Here is a 22,187-nt window from a genome sequence, read left to right as displayed (position 1 = left end):
AAAGGATACTAGCGATGCTTGAATTAACTGTTAATTTAGACGAGCGTAGTTATCCTATATATATTGGCAAATCTGCACTTCATAACACAGACAGGTTACGTCAACACTTAGGTGATTGTCGTCCTATCTTCATCACTAATGACACCATTGCACCTTTGTATTTAAATGATGCAATGGCGTTATTAGCTGATTTAAATCCACTTCATTTTGTCATCCCTGACGGCGAACAGTTCAAGTCATTAGAATGGTTTGAAAAGATATCAGCATTTTTGCTGGAAAATAATTGTGGTCGAGATACCTGCTTAATTGCCCTTGGCGGTGGTGTAGTTGGTGATCTAACAGGCTTTGTTGCTGCCTGTTATCAACGCGGGATTCCTTTTATTCAAGTACCAACGACTTTGTTATCGCAAGTTGACTCGTCAGTTGGTGGCAAAACGGCCGTTAACCATCCTTTAGGTAAAAATATGATTGGGGCATTTTATCAGCCTCAAGCTGTATTTATTGATACGCAGTCGCTGCATACGTTACCTGAGCGAGAGTTTGCTGCTGGTATGGCAGAAGTGATTAAATATGGTCTTATCTACGATACAGAGCTATTTAGCTTTTTAGAAGATAACATTCCTCAGTTACAGGCTCTTGACGAAGAAACCCTTCAACATGTTATTTCACGTTGCTGTGAAATCAAGGCATTGATTGTTGCACAAGATGAAAAAGAAGCTGGCTTACGCGCGTTATTAAATTTAGGCCATACCTTCGCTCATGCTATAGAAGCACAAATGGGTTATGGCAAATGGTTACATGGTGAAGCCGTTGCAACGGGCATGGTATTGGCGGCTAAGTTAGCGCACACTCGTGGCGACTTGACTGCGACAGAAGTTGCAAGAGTAACATCTTTAATTACAGCGTATAATTTACCAAGTGAAATACCTGCTGATATGACTAGCGAGCATTTTTTGCATCACATGCGCAAAGATAAAAAGAATAAAAAAGGGACTATTCGTTTTATTCTGCCCACCGAGTTTGGCCGATGTGCACTCGTTGATAATGTCTCAGATCAACAGGTCCGTGATTTAATAGGGCGCTAATGCAGTCACAAATCTTACCAAGCCGATCGGCCTTGGTTGATCGCATTGCCATGCAGTTTGAGTATGGGCAAAACTTAATTACTCTTCTGGGGCCTTCAGGACTTGGCAAAAGTTATCTATTAGAAACATTTATTACTGATAAATACAGCGACTTTAATAAAGCGTTTGTACAAGTCAGTGCTCGTATGACTGACGCTCAGTTTATGAGTGAATTATTAGAGCAAAGCTTTCGTTCCCCGTTAATAGATCACACTTTATCGTTGAGTGATAATTTCTTTCAGTTAGCAAAAAGTCAAAACTGCGGACCTTGTTTGTGGGTACTAGATGGCGGCCGTCATATATCTGATGAAATGGCAGCTGACTTAGCAGTATTAGCCAAAAAAAGCCCAACCACGTTATATATTTTGATTGCATCCCAGCCTATAGGTCAGTTTAAGAATGCCGTTGAAATCCACCTAGAAGCATTGTCTATTGCTGAAAGTAAGCAATTAATGGGTTGGTACTTTAAAGATTTACCTTTAGATGAAGATCCTATTTTTCAGACATTTTTAAAAGAGTCTCATGGTAATCCAAGCCTTTTATTAGCATGGCAGCCAGAAGAGCACACTGCTGAGGTTAAAGTTGCCGATAAAGTATCTTGGCGATTACACTTAATCACTTTAATGCTGATTATAATGTTACTTATCATAGGTTTTTTGTATAAATCAGACATGACTAAATGGTGGCAAGATGTATATCAACAAGAAACGGTTGAGCAGGTACCAACAGCCATAGCGATTGATGATTTCAAACAGCAAAAAGTCACCATGGAGCCCATCGAGACTCCACCTCAGAAGCAAATAGTGCAAGAAAGCACCGATGAACCACCTGTGCTGCCAGCATTGAAGCAGGCTAATAAGCTAGAGAATGAAAATAATGTGGCCGCTATTCTTGGTAGCCTTGCTGCTGAGCCTAAAGTGCTTGAAGGTGATGCCACAGATCAAACACAGTTAGTTGAATCCAAGCCACAGGCGACAACAGAGAGTGTAACAGCAGATGCAATACAGTCATTACCTGTTGATAACGCGTGGTTCACTGAGCAAAATGATAATAATGTGGTTATTCAATTGCTGGCAGTGACTAAGCAGGCAATCGCTGAGCAGTTTGTTATTGAGCAGCAGTTGGGGGATTTTGCAAAGGTATATCAAACACGCAGAAATAATAAGTTATGGTGGGTTGTTACCTATGGTAATTACAACAGTTTAAATGCAGCACGAGATGTAACACCAACCTTACCTAAGGCCGTGCTTAACAATCAGCCATTTTATAAAAAAATCAGTAAAATAAAACAAGAAATCGCGTTACTAGATCAGTAAAAGCATACTGTTTAGTGTAAAATCGCGGCCATATCAGTTTGAAGTAAAGAGCCAATGCAAACAAAGACCAGAGCTTTCCTTAAATGGGCCGGCGGAAAATACAGCTTAGTTGAAGATATCAGCGCACGTTTAGATGTTGCGAGTAAGCATGCTGACACCTTAGTTGAACCGTTTGTAGGCGCTGGCTCAGTATTTTTAAATACGCATTTTAAGCATTATATTCTAAATGATATCAATGCTGATCTTATAAACCTTTACAACGAATTGAAAAATTCACCTGATGAATTTATCAGTGACGCCAAAAAATTGTTTGTAGATATAAATAATCACCCCGATGCTTATTACGATTACCGCGTGCAGTTTAATCAAAGTAATGATATTTATGAGCGCGCGATATTATTTTTATACATGAATCGGCATGGCTATAATGGCCTATGTCGCTACAATTTGAAGGGCATTTTTAATGTGCCGTTTGGCAAGTATAAACGCCCTTACTTTCCTGAAAAAGAAATGCACTTTTTTGCTAATAAAGCACAGCAAGCAACGTTTACCTGCTTAGGCTATGATGATGTATTTAAGCTTGTTCCAGACAATGCGGTAATTTACTGCGATCCACCGTATGTACCCTTAAGTAAAACAGCCTCATTTACCTCCTATGCAAAAGGAGGCTTTAACTTAGATGACCAAGCTAATTTAGCAAATCTTGCTGAACAAGCCGCTTTTGAAAATAGTACGCCAGTGCTTATTTCTAACCACGATACTGTATGGACGCGTAAAATTTATAGTCAGGCATCACTCGATAAGATTCAGGTTAAACGGACTATTAGCCCTAAGGGGGGTTCGCGCAATAAAGTAGATGAATTGATGGCTATGTACTTAAAACCCAAGCGACAACAGCGTAGATAGTTGCAATAAATATAAAAAAAAGTGTGATAGCGATGGCAATAATAGACGAGATTGAGTGTTGCTTGAAATCTGACTGGCGTTTACCTTCAGACTGAACACCAAAAAAAGCAGCAACTACACTTTGCAGTGCACTTAACAGACGAAACACTTGTTTAATGCCTAAAATCGCGGGCTAAGTGAACGGGCTTTTTGTGGTTCATCAGCACGGGTAAGCAGCTCAAGAAGATCCAAGTAATGAAACTGTGCACTGCGGCTATCGCCCGTTATCCAAGATACCCAACTTGATTCTTGTTCGGCATTCATACAATGAACTGCATTTTTTACCAAGTGCTCTGAGCTACATTGACAGTCTTTCGCTGCAATAAGTGTGTCATCACTGTTAGATAAAAAGCTTAAGGTACTGATAGTTAAAGCAGTCGCAGTTAAGATCCCGATTTTAAAAGCTTGCATTTTACTAATCCATTATGGTGTTACTAACCTAAGCATACATAATAATTGTTTAAATAACAAACTTAATTTAACCTTAATAAATATAAAAACTAGTATTATTATGAGGTTAAAGTAAAAATCATGTTTATAAAAAGTTGCTTATAAAATGATCTTTGCATAAATGCGGATAGAGTAAAGGCTTTATTCTCGTCAAGCCTAGGTTAACAGACCCTAATGTTGGGATATTATTTTGCCGTATTAGGGTTATTTGTTACATTAAGCGCCACTTATGCGCATTCTGAAACACATTAAGGATTACCAATGTTAGAAACAATGCAAAAATATCTTATTGCACCTTCTATTTTATCTGCTGACTTTGCACGTTTGGGTGACGATGTTGATAACGTCATTAATGCGGGGGCAGATATAGTCCATTTTGATGTGATGGATAATCACTATGTGCCAAACTTAACAATTGGGCCTATGGTATGTAAAGCGCTACGAGATTACGGTGTGACTGCACCGATTGATGTTCATTTGATGGTCAAGCCCGTTGATAGTTTGATTCCTCAGTTTGCAGAGGCTGGCGCATCAATTATTACTTTCCACCCAGAAGCCAGTGAACATATTGATCGTACCTTACAATTGATTAAAGATCATGGCTGCCAAGCAGGGCTGGTGTTTAACCCAGCGACAAGCTTGAGTTACTTAGAGCATGTTATTGATAAAATAGACGTAGTTTTACTGATGTCAGTAAACCCTGGCTTTGGTGGACAGAGCTTCATTCCTCATACTTTAGAGAAACTGCGTCAGGCTCGTAAAATTATCGATGATTCTGGACGCTCAATTCGCTTAGAAGTAGATGGTGGTATAAAGGTTGATAACATAGCTGAGGCTGCACAAGCAGGTGCCGATATGTTTGTTGCAGGGTCTGCCATTTTTAATCAGCCTGATTATAAAACCGTGATTGACCAAATGCGAGAGCAATTACAGGGTGTAAAATAATGAAGTACGAAGCGGCTTTATTTGATTTAGACGGCACTTTAGTCGACAGCGTGTATGATTTATACATAGCGATGAATTTGACGCTATCAGAGCTTGCGTATCCCATTGTTAGCCAGCGCTTAGTGGAGAGCTGGGTCGGTAATGGCATTGAAATGCTGGTTAAACGCGGTTTAAGCGGTGATATGCAAGTAAGTGACCTGTTAAATGAACAACTTGCGAGCAAGGCCATCGAGATTTTTAATGGGCATTACGCGCAACAAGTTGGTGAATACAGTGTATTGTATCAACATGTTGAAACCGCTCTTGCAGCCTTACGTAATACGCCAAAGGCACTAGTGACCAATAAAGCGCGTCGATTTACGGAAAAGTTACTTGATAAACTCTCCTTATCTGAACACTTTGATGTGATCGTATGTGGCGATGATATGGCTAAAAAGCCATCTGCTGAACCGCTTTTGTTTGCGTGTAAACAATTAAACGTGCCAGTTAGCCAAGCAATAATGATTGGTGATTCGAAAAGCGATATTTTAGCGGCGCAGGCTGCAAACATTGATGTAATTGCTCTTAGTTATGGCTATAACCAAGGTGAAAACCTGAGTGATTACAATCCACAGTACCTCTGTGATACATTCTTAGATATAATACCCGTTCTTACCCAAAGGTAAGTTCGTTTTTAATTTACGTGTTTTTAACCACAGTATTTTTTATTTTAGTAATATAAAGGAACATCATGAGTAAACCAGTAGTGTTAAGTGGCATTCAGCCAACCGGTGGTATGACAATAGGCAACTATGTTGGCGCTATCAACCAGTGGCTTAAGCTACAGGAAGACCACGAAAGTTACTTTATGTTGGTTGATTTGCACGCCATCACTATTCGCCAAGAGCCAGAAGTATTACGTTCACGAGTACTAGACGGTGTTGCTTTGTATGCTGCTTGCGGTATTGACCCAGAAAAAGCGGCTTTATTTGTTCAATCTCAAGTACCTGAGCATGCTCAGTTAGCATGGGTATTAAATTGCTACGCCCAAATGGGTGAGCTAAACCGCATGACACAATTTAAAGACAAGTCTTCTAAGCATGCCAACAATGTAAACGTGGGTCTATTTTCGTACCCAGTATTGCAAGCGGCTGATATTTTATTGTATCAAGCAGATCAAGTACCTGTGGGTGAAGACCAAAAGCAACATCTTGAGCTAACCCGAGACATTGCTAATCGTTTTAACAATTTATATGGCGATGTATTTAAAGTACCTCAACCGTATATCCCAGAGCTGGGTGCACGTGTAATGAGTCTGCAAGATCCACTCAAGAAAATGTCTAAATCTGATGACAATCCAAATGGTTATATCATGTTACTCGATGAACCAAAAAAGATTGAGAAAAAACTGAAAAAAGCAGTAACAGATTCAGATGAACAAGCGCGTATCTACTTTGATCGTACTGAAAAGCCAGGTGTATCTAACTTATTAACGCTAATGTCTGTTGCCACTAAGCGTTCAGTTGAAGAGCTTGTGCCAGAGTATGAAGACAAAATGTATGGTCATCTAAAAAAAGACACTGCAGATGCGGTCGTAAGTATGATTGAGCCAATTCAGGCTCGTTTTAAAGAGATTCGCGAAGACCAAACATTACTTAATAATATTATGAAGTCAGGCGCAGAGAAAGCCAGTGTTCGTGCTGAGAAGACGCTTAAATCGGTATACGATGCACTTGGATTTATTCCACGCGGGTAAGTTTGTTTAAATAAAAAATGCCGCTTATTAGCGGCATTTTTTATATAGCACATATCAGCATAATTGAGCCAAACATGAACAGGAGCGATACAGCAAGCTTGTCGGTTTTGTCCATCACTCAGCGCCTTTCACAGTAACATCTATTGCACCATCAACATTAACCAAAGCAACGTTGTAGCCTTTATTCTCAAGTAGCGTAAGTAAACTATCTTGGCCTGCAAGATGCGCGACTCCAACAAGTACAAACTCACTTTTGTTGTTATTAAACATCGCTTCTACCTTTGGTAGCCAGTCATTATTTCTGTCGGCAATAAGTTGTTTATAACTAGTTGGATCATTTTGCTGCATATCTTCAAGTGCCACTTTGTTTAGCGTGTCGGTATCACCTTGGCGCCATGCCGTTAAAAGTTCTTCAAACATGTCACCATAGTTATGAAGTTCGGATAAGTTACGTTTAATAAAGTCATTCTCATTACCTTGACCCATTGTTTTAAATAGCTCTAACTGAAACTCCATAGTCTCTAAGTAATTTTTTGTTTTGTTATCCTTAGTGGCTTTGTTTGTAAAGTAAGCATCAACTCCTTCTCCCATTAAGTTTTGTTTTTGTAGTTCCATCGACATCAAAACGATACTCACCATCGCAGGGCGAAAACCATCTAACTTGGCTAGATTAGCGCCAAATTCATTAAGCTTATTTTCAAGTGAAACTTTAACTTGGGGTTCTAGTTTCTGACTTAATGTTTCGTTATTTGTATATGATAGCGCGCCTAGCATCTGCATTTGAGCATTAGTATCTGCCGGGTCTGGTAATGGCGCTTCTAAAATGATCGTATCAGCTTGTTCATAAGCATGATTAAACTCAGCAGGTAGTGGCATTTCTGCTTGAGGTAAAATATGTACAGTACCGCCTATGAATAACGAGTCATTCCCTTTGCTTACTTGCCATACTGAACTTTGAGCATGTGCTGTATTTGCTACTAAGCTACAACCAAGTAAAACGCTGGCAGACATTAATTTTTTTGTAAAATTTTTCATGATGATTCCTTAATGTAATTTTTAAATTTATTGTTTTTAGTTAGATAAAACATTGCTGAAATAAGCAGTAATTGACGATGTTACTTTTGAAAGTTTTTTATCTATCTGCGAGTTTATTTTGTTCATAGAAGAGTCAAGCTCAGCTGATATTTTTCTATCTATTGAGGAAAGTAATGTTTGCGTATCAGCATTGCTTTTTAACAAATCAGCCGTATCTGCTTTATTAGTTTTATTCAGCTTTTTAATAATTGGTTTTGTCGTTTCTATATGCTCACCAACCATGCACTGCTCAAAGTTCATTTCAGTAGTATGGTTTTTTGTATCAGCTGCGATAACTGAAGTCGTTGTAAAAGCAGTTGCTAGTAGTAGAACTGGTAGTGCTTTTTTCATTGTGCTTTTCATAATTAAACCTTTTATATTTTTAATTGCAGCTAATTTAGAATCACAAATGATTGTTACTAAGCTGCTCGTTGATGACGGTTTAAAGAATATCGCTGAATTTATTAAGAGTCGCTTACCTAGTTATGAGCAATTAATAGATAAGGTTTTATGATTAGTTATTTGTTTAAATTTAATGGGTTATCTTTAAACCTTATATTGCCAATATAAGGTTTAAAATGCTTTTTCTACAAAATAATCTGTAGATGTGGTACGGTTTACAAAAATAAAAATACGTAAAGACTATGAATTATCAAATCGGACCTTGGCAATTTATTAGTAATCGCTGTGTGATTACTTCAAATGACTTAGAAAGGGAATTAGATCCACTTTTAGTTAAGTTACTACTGCATTTTATAGATAAGCCTCAGCAAATAGTTTCTCGTCAAACGCTAATTGAGAGCGTGTGGCAGCAAAGCTTTGTTGATGATAATGCGATTAACCGAGCAATTTCAGAGTTAAGAAAGCAGCTCGCCCACCCAACTGAAAAAGCACCTCTTTTAAAAACACATTACCGAAAAGGTTATAGCTTAACAGTAATACCAAAGAACATAGAGCAAGCTAGTGAGATTGAAAAACCAGCAAATTCGTTGCCTGATCCAACGGTTATAAATACCGTAAATGAAAATGTTGGCAATACAATTGTTTCGCAGCCGCTTAAAAATAAGACTATTAAAAAGTTCTGGGTTTATTCAATATTAGTTGCCGTATGCCTTTGCTTGTTAGTGTGGTTTGGGTTGTTTTTTATTAACACTCCTTCTGTAGAAAAGATTAAAAAGATCACGGTGAATAAGGTAGCAAGCACGTGGAATATAGGCAGTGAAGTTCATCCTGAAATATCCTCGGATAAACAATTTTTAGCATATACCAATGTTGCACCAGAAGGGGACTTTAATCGCGCCTTTGTTAAGCGCCTTTCCGATCAGCGAGAAGTAGAGATCACATATCCTGGTTTTCAGGTATCCATTTTATCGTGGCAGTTAAATCAACACGCAGTGCTATTACAAGCAACAAACTTAAAGCAGCAGCAATGTGAAATGGTGTTAGTTGATTTAAGCCAGTTTCCAATTATTGGTGATGCTCAACGCATTAAAAAATGTGATCTCAGGTACACAGGTTATGCACAATTAGACGAAAGCGGAGAGTCTGTTTATTACACCGAGTATAAAAATGAACAGGATGGCTCTGGCTTATATAAATTTAATTTAGAGCGACAAAAGGAGTCCGTTATTATTCCACCACCAGGTGTAATGTATGGTGTAATAATGCCGCGCTTATCCCATTCGGGTAATAAAATAGCGTATATATTAAGCCAAAAAGGACAGCCTTTTTCTGTATTTAGTTACGACTTCACTACGCGTGAAACTAAGCGGTTATTTAAAGCAAAGAGAAGATCAATAAGCTTCGCGTTTGACTGGCTGCCAAACGATAAAGGCGTGATAGTGTTTGAAGATTCTGATCTTTCAAGCATAGTATTTGATAAAAATAATATTGTTAAACGAACATTAACGGTTGCTCCTGCAATTTCACCTTATTATATTGCGGTTCAATCTGCTAATAGTCTGTTTTATTCAGCCAATAAAACACAAGCATATTCGCTAATAAAAGCGACCAATATTTTTAGTGATAACCCTGGATATGAGCCACTTTATAAAAGTGATAAAGATGACTACAACATCGTTGAGGTTATTAATAAAGCGGGGCCAGCACACGTTTTTGTATCTGAGCGCTCCGGTAGCAGCCAACTATGGATTGCTCAAAATGGACTTACAAAACAACTGAGTTTATTTAAATATGATGGCCCATCGACTGACTATAAGCTAGGAGGATTAAAAGTATCTCCTAATAAGCAGCGTATACTGCTAGTAAAAAATAAACGCTATGCTTTTTTTGATGTAAATGCGCAAAAACTCTATCCTCTAGACGAATTTAACGGGCGTAAAATAGTCAGTTATATTTGGTCAAAAAATAACGAAAGCATTATTTATATTGAGCAGATTGATTCAAAAAATAAAGTCGCTGAGCTTAATTTACTAACTCGTGATACCCACGTAATAGAGGGAGTGAATGCCAATAAACTCATTTCAGATAGTGAAGGCAACGCGTATGCAGTCAGTCATAATCAGTTAATTCGACTTGCAGATAAACAAAGCTGGGAATTACCTAAAAATGCTCGAAAAGCAAATGTATATGGAATTAGCAAAGACTATTTCTATTATTCAGATTCTATTTCTCGAATCGCTAGACTAAATTTACACGATGAAACCGTGCAAGATACACATGTAGATTTTCGACCTATTGCTTTTGAAGTGAGTTCAGATAACGAAATTTTATTTACGGGTGCTAAATACAAAGATATGCAAATTATGCAAATCAGTTGGGATGAGTAGGCTATCTCAACTGATTTAGCACGCTATTTTGCAACGAGAGGTACAAAATACGTTGCAAAGGGAGCTGCACTTAGTGGAGCTATTGATTAGCTCAATTAGTGCTGCTCCTATTCAACATAGGTTTAAATGCGGGTGACTCACAGGCTTTAACTATAAATTTGTAGCTGTAAGGCATCGTATTATCGGGTGTGATTTCAACAATCTCATAGTCATTGAGCTCTACCACTTTACTACCTTCGGCTTTGTTACACCTTGAATGAGTATTACCTTCAAAGTTGAAGGCAAACTCAGCGATTAGCCATTTGCTCAATTTAAAATAACCCTTAGCTTCAATTGATGTATTTACTTCTTTTATTGGTTGTGAGTCACCCTCTTCTCTGTCTAATTGAGCGATGAATTTAGCATTGACTCCTGAGTTTGTTTTGGGGAGCAGTTTTTGGTTTTTAGTTAATGTCGAAGCCGTTTCAGCTGACCTGTCAAAACCAAGGTTGTGAATCTTCTCTATGAGTGCATCAGTACTGATACCTTCAGCTAAAGCAGCTAAATTTATAAATACGAGGATTGTTAAACAAAATCGAACTACTGCGGTTAACAAAGGGGAATAGCTTTGACTGATAAACTTAACTTGCTTAGAACCAAATGGTTTGATTAATAGCAATGCAATGATATAAAAAGGTAAAAGTAATTGTAATAGTAGCAAGGTTATTATCGTAATTAATAACGCCGAAGGAGGTAAATAAAGTAAAGTGGCAAAGTTGTGAGTGTAATTAAAATCTGTAGCGGAAACTAATGTCACTTCATTTACGATACCACTCGCGCTAGCCAGTACGAAGTTAGCGATCGTCGCATAAAAAATAAGAATTAAAGCTTTACCAGCCAAAGAGTGCCAAAGCTTATTAAACTTTGGCCAAAACTCAATGACTAAGGCGGTCATTGTAAACAGCGCACATAGAGACCCTGATTGAAATAAAATTAAGGCTATAAGTGCACTTAAATAAAGTTTTTGTGCGGTACTAAGCTTAAACCATACTGACTTTATGTGTATATTTATAGACGCCTTGTGTGTCTGCACTTGCGCTAAAAGCTTATTGAACCTTTTATCAGTACGCCATTTAGCAATTTTGTAATACCTTAACACCGACTTTCCTTATCATAGTGGTGGGGGCACCCCCCATTTAATTTAGTAGCTGTTTTAAATAATGCCCGGTATGTGAACGCTCACACTCTGCAACTTCTTCAGGTGTGCCTGCAATAAGAATTTCACCACCTCCGGCGCCTCCTTCAGGGCCTAAGTCGACAATCCAGTCAGCGGTCTTAATCACATCAAGGTTGTGCTCAATCACTACTATGGTATTGCCATGATCTCGCAAGCGATGCAGTACAACTAATAACTGTTCTATATCAGCAAAGTGCAAGCCGGTCGTTGGCTCATCAAGAATGTATAAGGTTTTACCGGTATCACGTTTAGAAAGCTCGCGAGCAAGCTTGACGCGTTGTGCTTCACCACCAGAGAGTGTTGTAGCGGCTTGACCCAAACGAATATAAGATAAACCAACATCCATTAAGGTTTTTAGTTTACGTGCAATTGCCGGGATTTTGTCAAAGTAGTCGTGCGCATCTTCAACAGTCATTTCAAGGACTTGGTGGATATTTTTACCTTTGTATTGTACTTCTAAGGTTTCGCGGTTATAACGTTGGCCTTTACATACATCACACGGTACATACACGTCAGGTAAAAAGTGCATTTCTACTTTGATAACGCCATCACCTTGGCAAGCTTCACAGCGTCCGCCCTTTACGTTAAAGCTAAAGCGACCCACTTTATAACCACGCGAGCGTGACTCTTGTGTACCTGCAAATAATTCACGAATACCCGTAAATATACCAGTGTAAGTCGCTGGGTTTGAGCGCGGTGTACGACCTATTGGGCTTTGATCAATATCGATTACTTTATCGAAGTGCTCAAGTCCTTTAATCTCTTTATAAGGCGCAGCCTCTGCCGTGGTCGCACCATTTAACTCAGTATGAGCAAGCTTAAATAATGTGTCGTTGATCAGGGTTGATTTACCCGAGCCAGACACACCAGTAATACAGGTCATTAAGCCAAATGGAATGTGCAAATCAACGTTTTTAAGGTTGTTACCCGTTGCGCCAAATAACTCAAGCCATTTATCATTGGTTGGATGACGTTGCGCTGGGACTTCGATTTTACGTTTACCAGATAAAAATTGACCAGTAACAGACTTCTCACTGGCTAAAATATCATCGCGGGTTCCCTCTGCAATTACATACCCACCGTGTACACCGGCACCAGGACCAATATCAATAATGTGGTCGGCCGCACGGATCGCATCTTCATCGTGTTCTACTACAATTACTGTATTGCCTAAATCGCGTAGATGAATCAGTGTTTGTAATAGGCGATCATTATCCCGTTGGTGTAAGCCAATAGACGGTTCATCAAGTACATACATGACGCCAACTAAACCTGCGCCAATTTGACTTGCAAGGCGAATACGCTGCGCTTCACCACCAGAGAGTGTATCTGCGCTGCGTTCAAGCGATAAATAGTTCAATCCAACATTAATTAAGAACGATAGGCGATCACGGATCTCTTTTAAGATCTTCTCTGCTATTTGGCCACGCTGACCCGTTAAAGTCAGGGTTTGGAAAAAATCCATAGCCTCACCGATACTCATCGAGGTGATATCAGGTAAGTTGGTTTGCCCTATAAATACACTGCGTGCTTCTTGACGTAGTCTTGAGCCTTTACAGCTTGGGCACGCTTGGCTTGTTTGGTATTTGGCTAGTTCTTCGCGCACTGAGTTTGATTCAGTTTCGCGGTAGCGGCGGTTCATATTATTTAACACGCCTTCAAATTCATGATTACGTGTTATTAAATCGCCACGATCATTGCGATAATTGAACGCAATTTTAGTGCTGCCAGAACCCTCTAGAATAACTTTTTGGTTCTCTTTACTGAGCTCTTGAAAAGGCACTTCTAGATCAAATTTATAATGCTCGGCAACAGCTTGTAACATTTGAAAATAATAAAAACTGCGTTTGTCCCATCCTTTTATCGCACCGCCCGACAAGCTTAGCTCAGGGTTTTGAATCACGCGATTTGGGTCAAAATACTGCCTTACCCCTAAACCATCACAACTTTGACATGCACCCGCTGGGTTATTAAACGAAAATAATCGAGGTTCAAGTTCGGTCATTGCATAGCCACATGTCGGGCATGCAAAATTCGCTGAGAGCAGCAACTCTTCGCTATTACTGTCGTCCATCGAAGCAATTATCGCAACACCTGAGGAAAGCTCTAAGGCGGTTTCGAATGATTCAGCTAAGCGTTGTTGCAGGCCATCTTTCACTTTAAAACGGTCAACGACTACTTCAATGGTGTGTTTTTTGTGTAGCTCTAGAGTAGGGGGATCGGATAAATCACACACTTCACCATCTATACGTGCGCGAATGTACCCCTGACTTGCTAATTGTTCTAATAATTTAACATGCTCACCTTTGCGCTCTTTAACTACAGGCGCTAACAGCATGAGTTTACTGCCTTCTTCAAAGGCTAAAACAGTATCTACCATTTGACTCACTGTTTGTGCAGCAAGCGGTAAATCATGAGTTGGACAGCGTGGTTCACCGACACGGGCAAACATTAAACGAAGGTAATCGTAAATTTCGGTAATAGTACCTACCGTTGAGCGTGGGTTATGTGATGTTGATTTTTGCTCAATCGAGATTGCAGGAGAAAGGCCTTCAATGTGATCAACGTCAGGCTTTTCCATTAATGATAAAAATTGTCTAGCGTAAGCAGATAAAGATTCTACATACCGACGTTGCCCTTCTGCATATAATGTATCAAATGCTAAAGACGATTTACCAGAACCAGATAGACCAGTGATAACAATTAACTTATCACGGGGAATGGTTAGGCTGATGTCTTTTAAATTGTGCGTGCGGGCGCCTCGGACTTCAATGTTTTCCATGCTATCTCGTTTCATTACCAAATGTATTTGTTGAGTATCTCATAATACGCGGGAAGATTAATCCTTGATCAATGAAAAATCATCGCTTTGAGGCGATTATTTATTCTTAAGCTTGTGATAGAATCCCCCCCTCGAATTCTAATAGACAGCAAGAACACGCGAATCATGACAGCTTCTTCACTCAACTCACGAGAAAAACGTGCCGCAGTTTCCCTAGCGAGCGTGTTTGCTTTTCGTATGCTTGGCCTCTTTATGCTGATGCCAGTACTGGCTATTTATGGTCAGCAGCTTTCAGGTTTTTCTCCGCTATGGATTGGTATTGCTATTGGTGCATACGGGCTCACACAAGCCGTGTTGCAAATACCTATGGGCTGGTTATCAGATAAAATCGGCCGCAAAAAAGTGATTATCGGTGGTTTAAGTGTGTTTGCATTAGGTTCTGTTATCGCTGCAACGGCTGATTCAATGCAAATGGTAACAGTGGGGCGTGCGTTACAAGGTATGGGCGCTATTGCCAGTTCACTATTAGCATTTGCATCTGATTTGAGCCGTGATGAGCAACGACCAAAAGTAATGGCCGTAATTGGCATGAGCATAGGTATGAGTTTTGCGTTTGCGATGTTACTAGGCCCAATGGTCGCGGCTTCTTGGGGCATTGCAGGGGTATTTTGGTTAACGGCAATATTAGCGGTTTTAGGTATATTTATAGTGCTTTTTCTAGTGCCCAAAGCGGTAAGTAAAGCACCCAAAGGTGATACTTTAGCTAGTTTTTCTGACATAAAAAAATTGGTTAAGCATTCACAGCTCGCTCGTTTAGATTTTGGCGTGATGCTACTGCATTTAACTTTAACAGCTATTTTTGTTGCGCTACCGGGACAATTAATTGTCAAAGGTTTAGCGGCTGAAGCACATTGGCAAGTATATATTCCAGTGTTGATTTTAGCATTCTTGCTAATGGCGCCTGTGATGATTATTGCCATTCGCAAAGAAAAGGAAAAACAGGCATTTTTAGGGTCTATCATTGTATTGGTATTGAGCATGGTAGCTTTAGCTGCGGGTGTTGATTCAGTTGTAGGTATGGCGTTATGTATGCTTGCTTATTTTATCGCTTTTAACTTTTTAGAGGCAACAATGCCTGCGCTGGTTTCGCGCTTAGCGCCTGCAAATCAAAAAGGCTCTGCCATGGGTGTGTTTTCCTCAGGGCAATTTTTTGGTGCATTTTTAGGTGGTATTTTAGGGGGTTACGTAGCGCAATTAGCAAGCCCGCAAGCAGTGTTTGCCGCGGCCGCACTTGTTGGGGTAATATGGCTTATCCTTGCTTGGCAAATGCAAGTCCCACCTAGAAGTAAAATGATTAGCTTAATGACAGAATTAAGTTCAGAGCAGCAAGCACAAACGCTTGCCTCTAAATTGGTTGCTTTACCAGGGGTAATTGAAGCAACGGTTGTATGCGAAGAAAATCGCAGCTACCTAAAGATTAATGATAAAGAATTTGACCTAGACCATGCCCGGAAAGTGGCAGGTTTAAGCTAACGTAAATAGGAGAAAGGTCCATGGCACGCGGTGTTAATAAAGTAATCTTGGTTGGTAATTTAGGCCAAGATCCAGAAGTACGTTATATGCCTAATGGTAATGGCGTAGCAAACATTACTTTAGCTACTTCAGATAGCTACAAAGATAAAAACACCGGCCAAATGGTCGATAAAACTGAATGGCATCGTGTGGTGTTTTTCGGCAAGTTAGCTGAAATCGTGGGTGAATACTGCCGTAAAGGTTCACAAATTTACGTTGAAGGTAAACTTCAAACACGTAAATGGACTGATCAACAAGGTCAAGAAAAATACACCACAGAAATCGTTGTAGATGGCTTTACTGGTCAAATGCAAATGCTAGGTGCACGTGGTGGTGATCAGCAAGGTGGTGGTTACCAAGGTGGCCAGTCTCAAGGTGGTCAATCACAAGGCGGTTACAACCAGCAGCAAAGCGCACCTCAACAAGGTGGCGGTTATGGTCAGCAACAAAGTGCACCACAACAAGGTGGTGGTTACGGGCAGCAACAAAGTGCGCCACAGCAACAAGCACCAGCAGCGCGCCAGCAACCTGCAGCTGCACCACAGCAGAATAACCAATACCAATCAGGCGGTGGTTATAACCAGCAACAAAGCAGCAATGCCAATGCACCGCAGCAAGGTGGTTTTGCACCTAAGCCGCAAAACGCACCACAAGGCGGCGCATCAAACCCAATGGAACCACCAATTGACTTTGATGACGACATTCCGTTCTGATCAAAGACAAATTTAAAAATGTAGAAAAGCCCTGTAATAACAGGGCTTTTCTGTGTTTATAGCTATAAAAAATGATTTTCTCTAATAAGAGTTAGAACTTACTTACCTCAAATGGGTGAGTTACACAGTTATAGTCCACAATATTAATTTTCGCTTGTTTCATGATAAGGACCTAGTTAAAAATTTAAGTTACCTTCTTACCTTCTTACCTTGTTAGCTCACAGTAATAGAAGAGCATGTAACCAATACCGCAGTTATTATCAGTTAGGTAATTATAAATTCAAAAGTTTTATAACTTGAGTACCTTGATAACATTTAAAATCGGCTCCAAGCCTTGTGTTTATGGGGATCTTGAACAACACTTGATCTATTCCTTTATCATTCTGTGCGAACCATGGCAATTAAATTGAAAAAGCTACGAGTAAATATGCTCAGTATTTATATTGCTGTTTGCTTGGTATTTATTTGTGCATTTAACCTCTTGTTGGGTGACGTTTTGCATCAGAAGGTGCATGTTACAGGAGTTAAACTTGCCCAGCAGGTTTATGACTTAAAGCTAGATGTGATTGTAAATAAAGAGATCATTGCAGCATTAGTAAATGCGCATGGTTTTATGCTTGAGCCCGAGGGTAATTCACCGCCGTTTTATTTTTCTGCCTTGATGGGTGAGAAAAGTGACATATTTAATTATAAAAATATTAGTTTAAAGCTCTATCACAGACCTCCTTGGGTGGTTGAAAGCTATATATTTATATTACTTAACTTGGTTATCATTGGTGCAATAATGTGGGGATACCGCTGGTGGCGTATTCTTTATAAACGTTATGAAAGTAACCTTGCACAGACAACTCAGGCTTCCTCCGAACGTTTACCAAGTAGCATTAGTGTTAGTAGTAATCAAAGTCACGCAGAGGTAACAAGTAGCGTACCTAAGACAATAAAAGACGATGAAATTGAAAAGTTGTATTATATACAGCAGGGTAATTACCATTTTTTTGCACTGTTTTATTGGGGTTACCCTTTTCCAGAGAATGTCGACTTAGAAAGCCATTTTAAATTGGTTATTGCTAAAGGGTTTAGTGAGCTCCCTAAGGTTTCAGTTAAACTGCTTAAATCAGGTGGGCTGGCAATTACATTGCAGGGGGTACCGCAAGCAAAGTTAGACAGTTATACACATAGGCTTCATCAAGTGATATATCAGGCTTCATTATGTTACCGCCAAGATTTGTCGCGAAAAAATATTAAAATAGGGGTTTGCAATTATAGATTAGGTGCAGATCAATCTGTCGTTTATCAACTCACTAAATCCGCTTTAGAGCAAGCTAAGCAGAGCCCATGGCGCCATACAGTGCGGATACCTTTTAGTCATACTCATTTTGAAGTATTAAAAAGTAGCAGTAAAGATTTACCAGAATACATAGCAAAGAAAAAATTCACGCTATTTTTTCAGCCCCTTTTTGATTTGAACACAGGAGAGATGCTCCAGCATGAGGCTCTGATAAGGATCAGGCATAAATCGTTAGGTTTATTATCTGCTAGGCAGTTTATTCCTCATTTAAAAACGGATGCTTCAATCATGCAGTTGGATATTACGGTTATTGAACACGTGATATCTATCCTCAACAAAGAGCCTTCACAGTTGGTTGTAAGTATTAACTTACATTCACAAAATTGGTTGAACCGCCGATTTTGGAAGCAGTTTGCACAGGCTGTCAGTACATTTAAAGATGCGGATAAACTACAGTTTGAGATTTCAGCAGAGGACTTTAATCAGTTTAGAGCTGAACTCACTCCTGCCTTTGAGCAGATTGCAGCAATAAATGCATCGATTGTTATTGATAATATTCTAACCATTGATGAACTTGCATCTTTAACCTCGTTTGAGCTACTCAAAGGGTTTAAACTGGGTTATGAACTCATGCATAATATTGATAAGCATCTAAAGCAGCAGCGTATTGTTAAAGACATTGTTGCTAAAGGTGATCAGCTTAATCTTGGTGTTTATGGTGTGGGTGTAGAAACACAACAAGAACTTAATACGTTGAAAAGCCTAGGTGTACGAGCCGCGCAAGGTTTTTATTTTACGGAACCATTGCAAGAGTTCACTCAAGTAACACTATACTAACCTGAACTCTGGATAATAAATTTATCTCCAGCGGCTACTTTAAGCGCTAACTGCGTTGAATTTACTTGCAATAGGCCAGCTATTGACGCATAAATTCGCCTTGTTACCCCTGAAAGTCTCCGGCTGGAGACTTATAAAAAAATTATTATTTAACATCAGTATATTAGTACATCTCTTAACCAGAGTTCAGGTTATACTAAAATCATGTTTAGATGAGTTGTCGATATCGCAATCCATCTAACCCTTGGAGGCCGCCGGTGTGGATTGCGACAATTTTACTCCCTGATGGGAAATAACCTTGCTCAATTAGCTGCCATAACGCGTACATCATTTTTCCTGAGTAGATAGGCTCAAGCGGAAGTAGGTTAGCGGTGCGCATTGACTCACAAAACTGCCATAAGTGCTGACTAAACTTTCCGTATCCGCCACCATGGTAATCACACAGTAACTGCCAATTCGTTTGGCTATTCGCTTTTTTGCTCAATGCTTTTATCTCGTTAATTAAATACTCAGCTTGCTTTAAAACAGCGATACCCATTACATGCGTATGTGGGGGCGCTCCTTCTATCAATCCAGCGAGCGTGCCACCACTTCCCGTTGGGCAAATAATATAATCACTGTGTGGTAATGATTCTGCCAGCTCTTTACACCCTAATAAGGCGGCCTCATTTGTGCCTCCCTCAGGAAGTAAGTAGGCATTTGGAAATCGTGCTTGTAATGCGGCTAAATAATCGTGTTTGTGACGTTCGCGGTATGCTAAACGTGTAACTGGGTGTAATTGCATACCTGCTTGTTGAGCAAATTGTAGGGTTGGGTTGTTTAAATCCAGTTCAGGACCACGAATGATACCGTGTGTTTTAAAATTAAATTCTTTTCCGGCGGCAGCACAGGCATGAATATGATTTGAGAAGGCCCCTCCAAAAGTAACTAATTCGCTTTTCCCTTGAGTGCGCATAGTAATTAAATTGTATTTTAATTTTCGCCACTTGTTACCACTGATCAGCGGGTGCAGCAGATCATCACGCTTTATGTGCAGGGTAAGGTTTTGCTTTGTCAGTATTGGGCTTGTTATCTGTTGTAGTGGGGACTCGGAAATTGAATACACGGTTTTATCTTTGAATAAATCGATGCATAAGGCTAGCAAAATAATTATCTATAAGAAAATGATTCATGAAAGGAGTGCAAAAATGATGGTTTTCATTAAATGAAACGGTTATTTACTGGCGTGATGGATGGTAATAGTTGTAAACTCAGATAATTTTTGAACAAAGCTTGTGTTTTGCCTTGCAAGTACATAGCATAAGAGTTTAATTATAAAAAATAAATAATGACCAAATAATTGCCGCTTTTTGGGAATGGAATATATGCGAATTGCTCCTTTATCTCTGTTAATTTCAGCAAGTTTGTTTGCATCGTGTGCATTTGCGCAAGATACAGCAACTGTTTCTGGAATTGAATCTGAGATCAGTATTAAACAAGCTGAATACGATAACTCTACACAAATACTTGAAAAACACTTAAAAGAAGAAAGTCAGTTACAAAGCCAACTTGATTTATTACGTGCTCGCTCAGCTGAGTTAGACAAAGAGAAAAACCAAGCGCTTGATGCGATGAATGAAATGTATCGTCGTTTGATTGACGATCCTACTATTGATATTAGTACTGCTCAGGCGCGTTACCAGCAAGCCGTTGTCGATCATAAACAAAATAAAGATGACATCGCGATGCAGTTAGCGGCAATTGCATCACATCGTAAAGATATTGAGCAAATTCGTGTAGCCAAACATACCCAGTTAAACACCCTTGAAAGCTTGAAAGAGCAATTAACAACCGCACGTGTTGAACGATTAAGAAATGAGTTCACTCGTGAAGGTACGCTTGAGGTTGATCATACAATTAACTGTAAGCGCACTGAAACACTGGCAGCCTGTGAACAGCGCGGCCAACAAATGGGCTTACAAAAAGCCACAAAACGCTTCATTGATCAAATTTTTGCTAACCTGACAGAAGAGCGTTTAGTTGAACCTAAACGCAATATGGCTGGTGCTCAGGTACAAATTATCAGTAGTCATGTTGTAAACAGCGCATTTAGTGGCCAAGGTAACTACAACGTTAACCTGAGTGTGACTATGCGTGGCGATGTGAACAGCAGCCGTTTATGTAACTTATTGAGTGTTGATAACCGTTATTGCTCAGAATATGGCACTCCATTAAGTACAGCTTACCAAGCAAGCTACGGAACAGGGTTTTACGATAGTCAGTTAACATTCAGTGATACTCAGGATAATAACGTTTCTGTATCACGCATGAACCAACAGCCTGTTAGAGATTACGCTGTTAAGCCAGCAACTAATGCAAACCCGCTTGTTGTGGATAATACAAAGAACAAAATGGTCGAGCTGACATTGCGTTCAAATGTGTACGATGACGAAGTGTTTATTAATGGGGTGAGTTTTGGCTCGACTCGGTTAGCAACTTCGCTCCCGCGCGGGCTTCATGATATTGAAGTACGCAAGCAAGGGTATAAACCTTATCGCGTTAGAATTGATTTACGAAAGGCGCACACGATAAACGCCAAGTTAGTAAAAAAGCCTGAGTCGATTGCTGCACCGACCTTCACCAGAGAGCAAAGCAATAAATCGATAAATAGCACGTCGAGCGCAGCTGTTGTTGTTATCCCTGCTGGTACGTTCAAAATGGGCGATATTAACGGAAATGGTTTAGCAAACGAGCGCCCCGTGGTCGAAAAAACGATTGAAAACTCTTTTGCTATGCAAAGCAAAGAAGTGACAGTGGGTGAGTACCAAAAGTTTGTATCGAGCACAGGTTATAAAACTGAGGCTGAACTTAATCGTGGCTGCGCTTATTACCTTAATGGTGAACCTGTATGGGAAGTCAGTTTAAACTGGCGTAATCCAGGCTTTGAGCAAGAAAGTAATTTTCCGGCAGTCTGTTTAACATACAACGATGCTAAAGCCTACGCTAATTGGTTATCGGGTGAAACGGGGCAGCAATATCGTTTACCTAGTGAAGTGGAGTGGGAATATGCTGCTCGCTCAGGTACAACAACAGAGTACCCTTGGGGTAATGAAATTGGTAAAAATCTAGCTAATTGTGGTTGGTGTGGCAGTGAATGGTCAAACCGCAGTGCAGCGCCTGTTGGTTCGTTTTCGCCCAACGCGTTTGGCTTGTACGATACTGTAGGAAATGTATGGGAATGGACTCATAAATCATCGGGTCAATCAGACGTAACAGTGCGCGGTGGTGCATGGAATTTTGCTCCAAGCCTTGCCAGAGCTGCAACACGTTTGATTTTAGCGCCTGATTTTCGTGCAAATTACATTGGTTTTCGTTTAGTACGAGAGCGATAAATATTTTTGAAAGGAAGCAATGCTTCCTTT

The 22,187-nt window shown here is 39.8% G+C and carries 18 protein-coding genes; 11 read left to right on the top strand and 7 right to left on the bottom strand.

Features of this window, described 5'->3' with window-relative positions; genetic code table 11:
- Nucleotides 1–14 precede the first annotated feature (14 nt).
- The 3 genes from aroB to ACHUE3_RS13120 are packed head-to-tail and all read left to right on the top strand — an operon-like array spanning nucleotide 15 to nucleotide 3,346.
- A complete protein-coding gene (gene aroB, locus ACHUE3_RS13130) occupies nucleotides 15–1,085 on the top strand; it encodes a 3-dehydroquinate synthase (protein ID WP_394192854.1) in 1,071 nt (356 codons plus the stop codon).
- On the top strand, nucleotides 1,085–2,440 hold the full coding sequence (locus ACHUE3_RS13125; RefSeq protein WP_394192853.1) for an AAA family ATPase: 1,356 nt from the start codon (nucleotides 1,085–1,087) through the stop codon (nucleotides 2,438–2,440). The genes aroB and ACHUE3_RS13125 overlap by 1 nt, the downstream gene beginning before the upstream one ends.
- A 54-nt stretch (nucleotides 2,441–2,494) precedes the next feature.
- Nucleotides 2,495–3,346 (top strand): Dam family site-specific DNA-(adenine-N6)-methyltransferase, encoded by an 852-nt coding sequence (locus tag ACHUE3_RS13120; RefSeq protein WP_099295358.1) that lies wholly within the window; start codon nucleotides 2,495–2,497, stop codon nucleotides 3,344–3,346.
- Here ACHUE3_RS13120 and ACHUE3_RS13115 read toward each other — a convergent pair.
- Nucleotides 3,309–3,494, bottom strand: coding sequence for a DUF2970 domain-containing protein (locus tag ACHUE3_RS13115; RefSeq protein WP_394192852.1), 186 nt, complete (start codon nucleotides 3,492–3,494; stop codon nucleotides 3,309–3,311). The two genes, ACHUE3_RS13120 and ACHUE3_RS13115, sit on opposite strands and share 38 nt — an antisense overlap.
- Nucleotides 3,495–3,505: 11 nt before the next feature.
- Nucleotides 3,506–3,796: a hypothetical protein gene (locus ACHUE3_RS13110; RefSeq protein WP_394192851.1), complete on the bottom strand. Its 291-nt coding sequence runs from the start codon at nucleotides 3,794–3,796 to the stop codon at nucleotides 3,506–3,508.
- 300 nt (nucleotides 3,797–4,096) lie between these two features.
- Here ACHUE3_RS13110 and rpe point away from each other — a divergent pair, with 300 nt between their 5' ends.
- The 3 genes from rpe to trpS all read left to right on the top strand — a co-directional run bounded on the left by rpe (nucleotide 4,097) and on the right by trpS (nucleotide 6,515).
- Complete coding sequence (rpe, locus tag ACHUE3_RS13105; RefSeq protein WP_394192850.1) at nucleotides 4,097–4,780, top strand: ribulose-phosphate 3-epimerase; 684 nt, start codon at nucleotides 4,097–4,099, stop codon at nucleotides 4,778–4,780.
- Entirely contained in the window at nucleotides 4,780–5,445 is a 666-nt protein-coding gene (locus ACHUE3_RS13100) for a phosphoglycolate phosphatase (protein WP_394192849.1), read from the top strand. The genes rpe and ACHUE3_RS13100 overlap by 1 nt, the downstream gene beginning before the upstream one ends.
- Nucleotides 5,446–5,510: 65 nt before the next feature.
- Nucleotides 5,511–6,515: a tryptophan--tRNA ligase gene (gene trpS / locus ACHUE3_RS13095; RefSeq protein WP_394192848.1), complete on the top strand. Its 1,005-nt coding sequence runs from the start codon at nucleotides 5,511–5,513 to the stop codon at nucleotides 6,513–6,515.
- A gap of 114 nt (nucleotides 6,516–6,629) precedes the next feature.
- On the opposite strand, the gene ACHUE3_RS13090 is transcribed toward trpS, so the two are convergent.
- Complete coding sequence (locus ACHUE3_RS13090) at nucleotides 6,630–7,550, bottom strand: TraB/GumN family protein (RefSeq protein WP_394192847.1); 921 nt, start codon at nucleotides 7,548–7,550, stop codon at nucleotides 6,630–6,632.
- Nucleotides 7,551–7,586: 36 nt separating this feature from the next.
- Nucleotides 7,587–7,952 carry a hypothetical protein gene (locus ACHUE3_RS13085; RefSeq protein WP_394192846.1) on the bottom strand — a complete coding sequence of 122 codons (366 nt, stop codon included), beginning with the start codon at nucleotides 7,950–7,952 and terminating at the stop codon, nucleotides 7,587–7,589.
- A gap of 281 nt (nucleotides 7,953–8,233) precedes the next feature.
- On the opposite strand from ACHUE3_RS13085, the gene ACHUE3_RS13080 reads away from it, so the two are divergent.
- Entirely contained in the window at nucleotides 8,234–10,378 is a 2,145-nt protein-coding gene (locus tag ACHUE3_RS13080) for a transcriptional regulator (protein ID WP_394192845.1), read from the top strand.
- Between the two features lie 91 nt (nucleotides 10,379–10,469).
- On the opposite strand, the gene ACHUE3_RS13075 is transcribed toward ACHUE3_RS13080, so the two are convergent.
- Together ACHUE3_RS13075 and uvrA are read right to left on the bottom strand one after the other, a co-directional pair.
- On the bottom strand, nucleotides 10,470–11,312 hold the full coding sequence (locus tag ACHUE3_RS13075; RefSeq protein WP_394192844.1) for a hypothetical protein: 843 nt from the start codon (nucleotides 11,310–11,312) through the stop codon (nucleotides 10,470–10,472).
- 241 nt (nucleotides 11,313–11,553) lie between these two features.
- Nucleotides 11,554–14,376 carry an excinuclease ABC subunit UvrA gene (gene uvrA / locus ACHUE3_RS13070; RefSeq protein ID WP_394192843.1) on the bottom strand — a complete coding sequence of 941 codons (2,823 nt, stop codon included), beginning with the start codon at nucleotides 14,374–14,376 and terminating at the stop codon, nucleotides 11,554–11,556.
- Between the two features lie 165 nt (nucleotides 14,377–14,541).
- Here uvrA and ACHUE3_RS13065 point away from each other — a divergent pair, with 165 nt between their 5' ends.
- The 3 genes from ACHUE3_RS13065 to ACHUE3_RS13055 all read left to right on the top strand — a co-directional run bounded on the left by ACHUE3_RS13065 (nucleotide 14,542) and on the right by ACHUE3_RS13055 (nucleotide 18,786).
- Nucleotides 14,542–15,909: an MFS transporter gene (locus tag ACHUE3_RS13065; protein WP_394192842.1), complete on the top strand. Its 1,368-nt coding sequence runs from the start codon at nucleotides 14,542–14,544 to the stop codon at nucleotides 15,907–15,909.
- 20 nt (nucleotides 15,910–15,929) lie between these two features.
- Complete coding sequence (ssb, locus tag ACHUE3_RS13060; RefSeq protein WP_135475083.1) at nucleotides 15,930–16,661, top strand: single-stranded DNA-binding protein; 732 nt, start codon at nucleotides 15,930–15,932, stop codon at nucleotides 16,659–16,661.
- Between the two features lie 406 nt (nucleotides 16,662–17,067).
- Entirely contained in the window at nucleotides 17,068–18,786 is a 1,719-nt protein-coding gene (locus ACHUE3_RS13055) for an EAL domain-containing protein (protein WP_394192841.1), read from the top strand.
- A gap of 208 nt (nucleotides 18,787–18,994) precedes the next feature.
- Here ACHUE3_RS13055 and ACHUE3_RS13050 read toward each other — a convergent pair whose 3' ends face one another.
- A complete protein-coding gene (locus tag ACHUE3_RS13050) occupies nucleotides 18,995–19,882 on the bottom strand; it encodes a 1-aminocyclopropane-1-carboxylate deaminase/D-cysteine desulfhydrase (RefSeq protein ID WP_394192987.1) in 888 nt (295 codons plus the stop codon).
- 268 nt (nucleotides 19,883–20,150) lie between these two features.
- On the opposite strand from ACHUE3_RS13050, the gene ACHUE3_RS13045 reads away from it, so the two are divergent.
- On the top strand, nucleotides 20,151–22,157 hold the full coding sequence (locus tag ACHUE3_RS13045) for an SUMF1/EgtB/PvdO family nonheme iron enzyme (protein WP_394192840.1): 2,007 nt from the start codon (nucleotides 20,151–20,153) through the stop codon (nucleotides 22,155–22,157).
- Nucleotides 22,158–22,187 lie beyond the last annotated feature (30 nt).

The organism is Pseudoalteromonas atlantica, from assembly GCF_043641955.1.
Lineage (GTDB): Bacteria > Pseudomonadota > Gammaproteobacteria > Enterobacterales > Alteromonadaceae > Pseudoalteromonas > Pseudoalteromonas atlantica_A.
The sequence above is the reverse complement of the archived record's forward strand: the minus strand, read 5'-3'. Positions and strand labels throughout refer to the sequence as shown.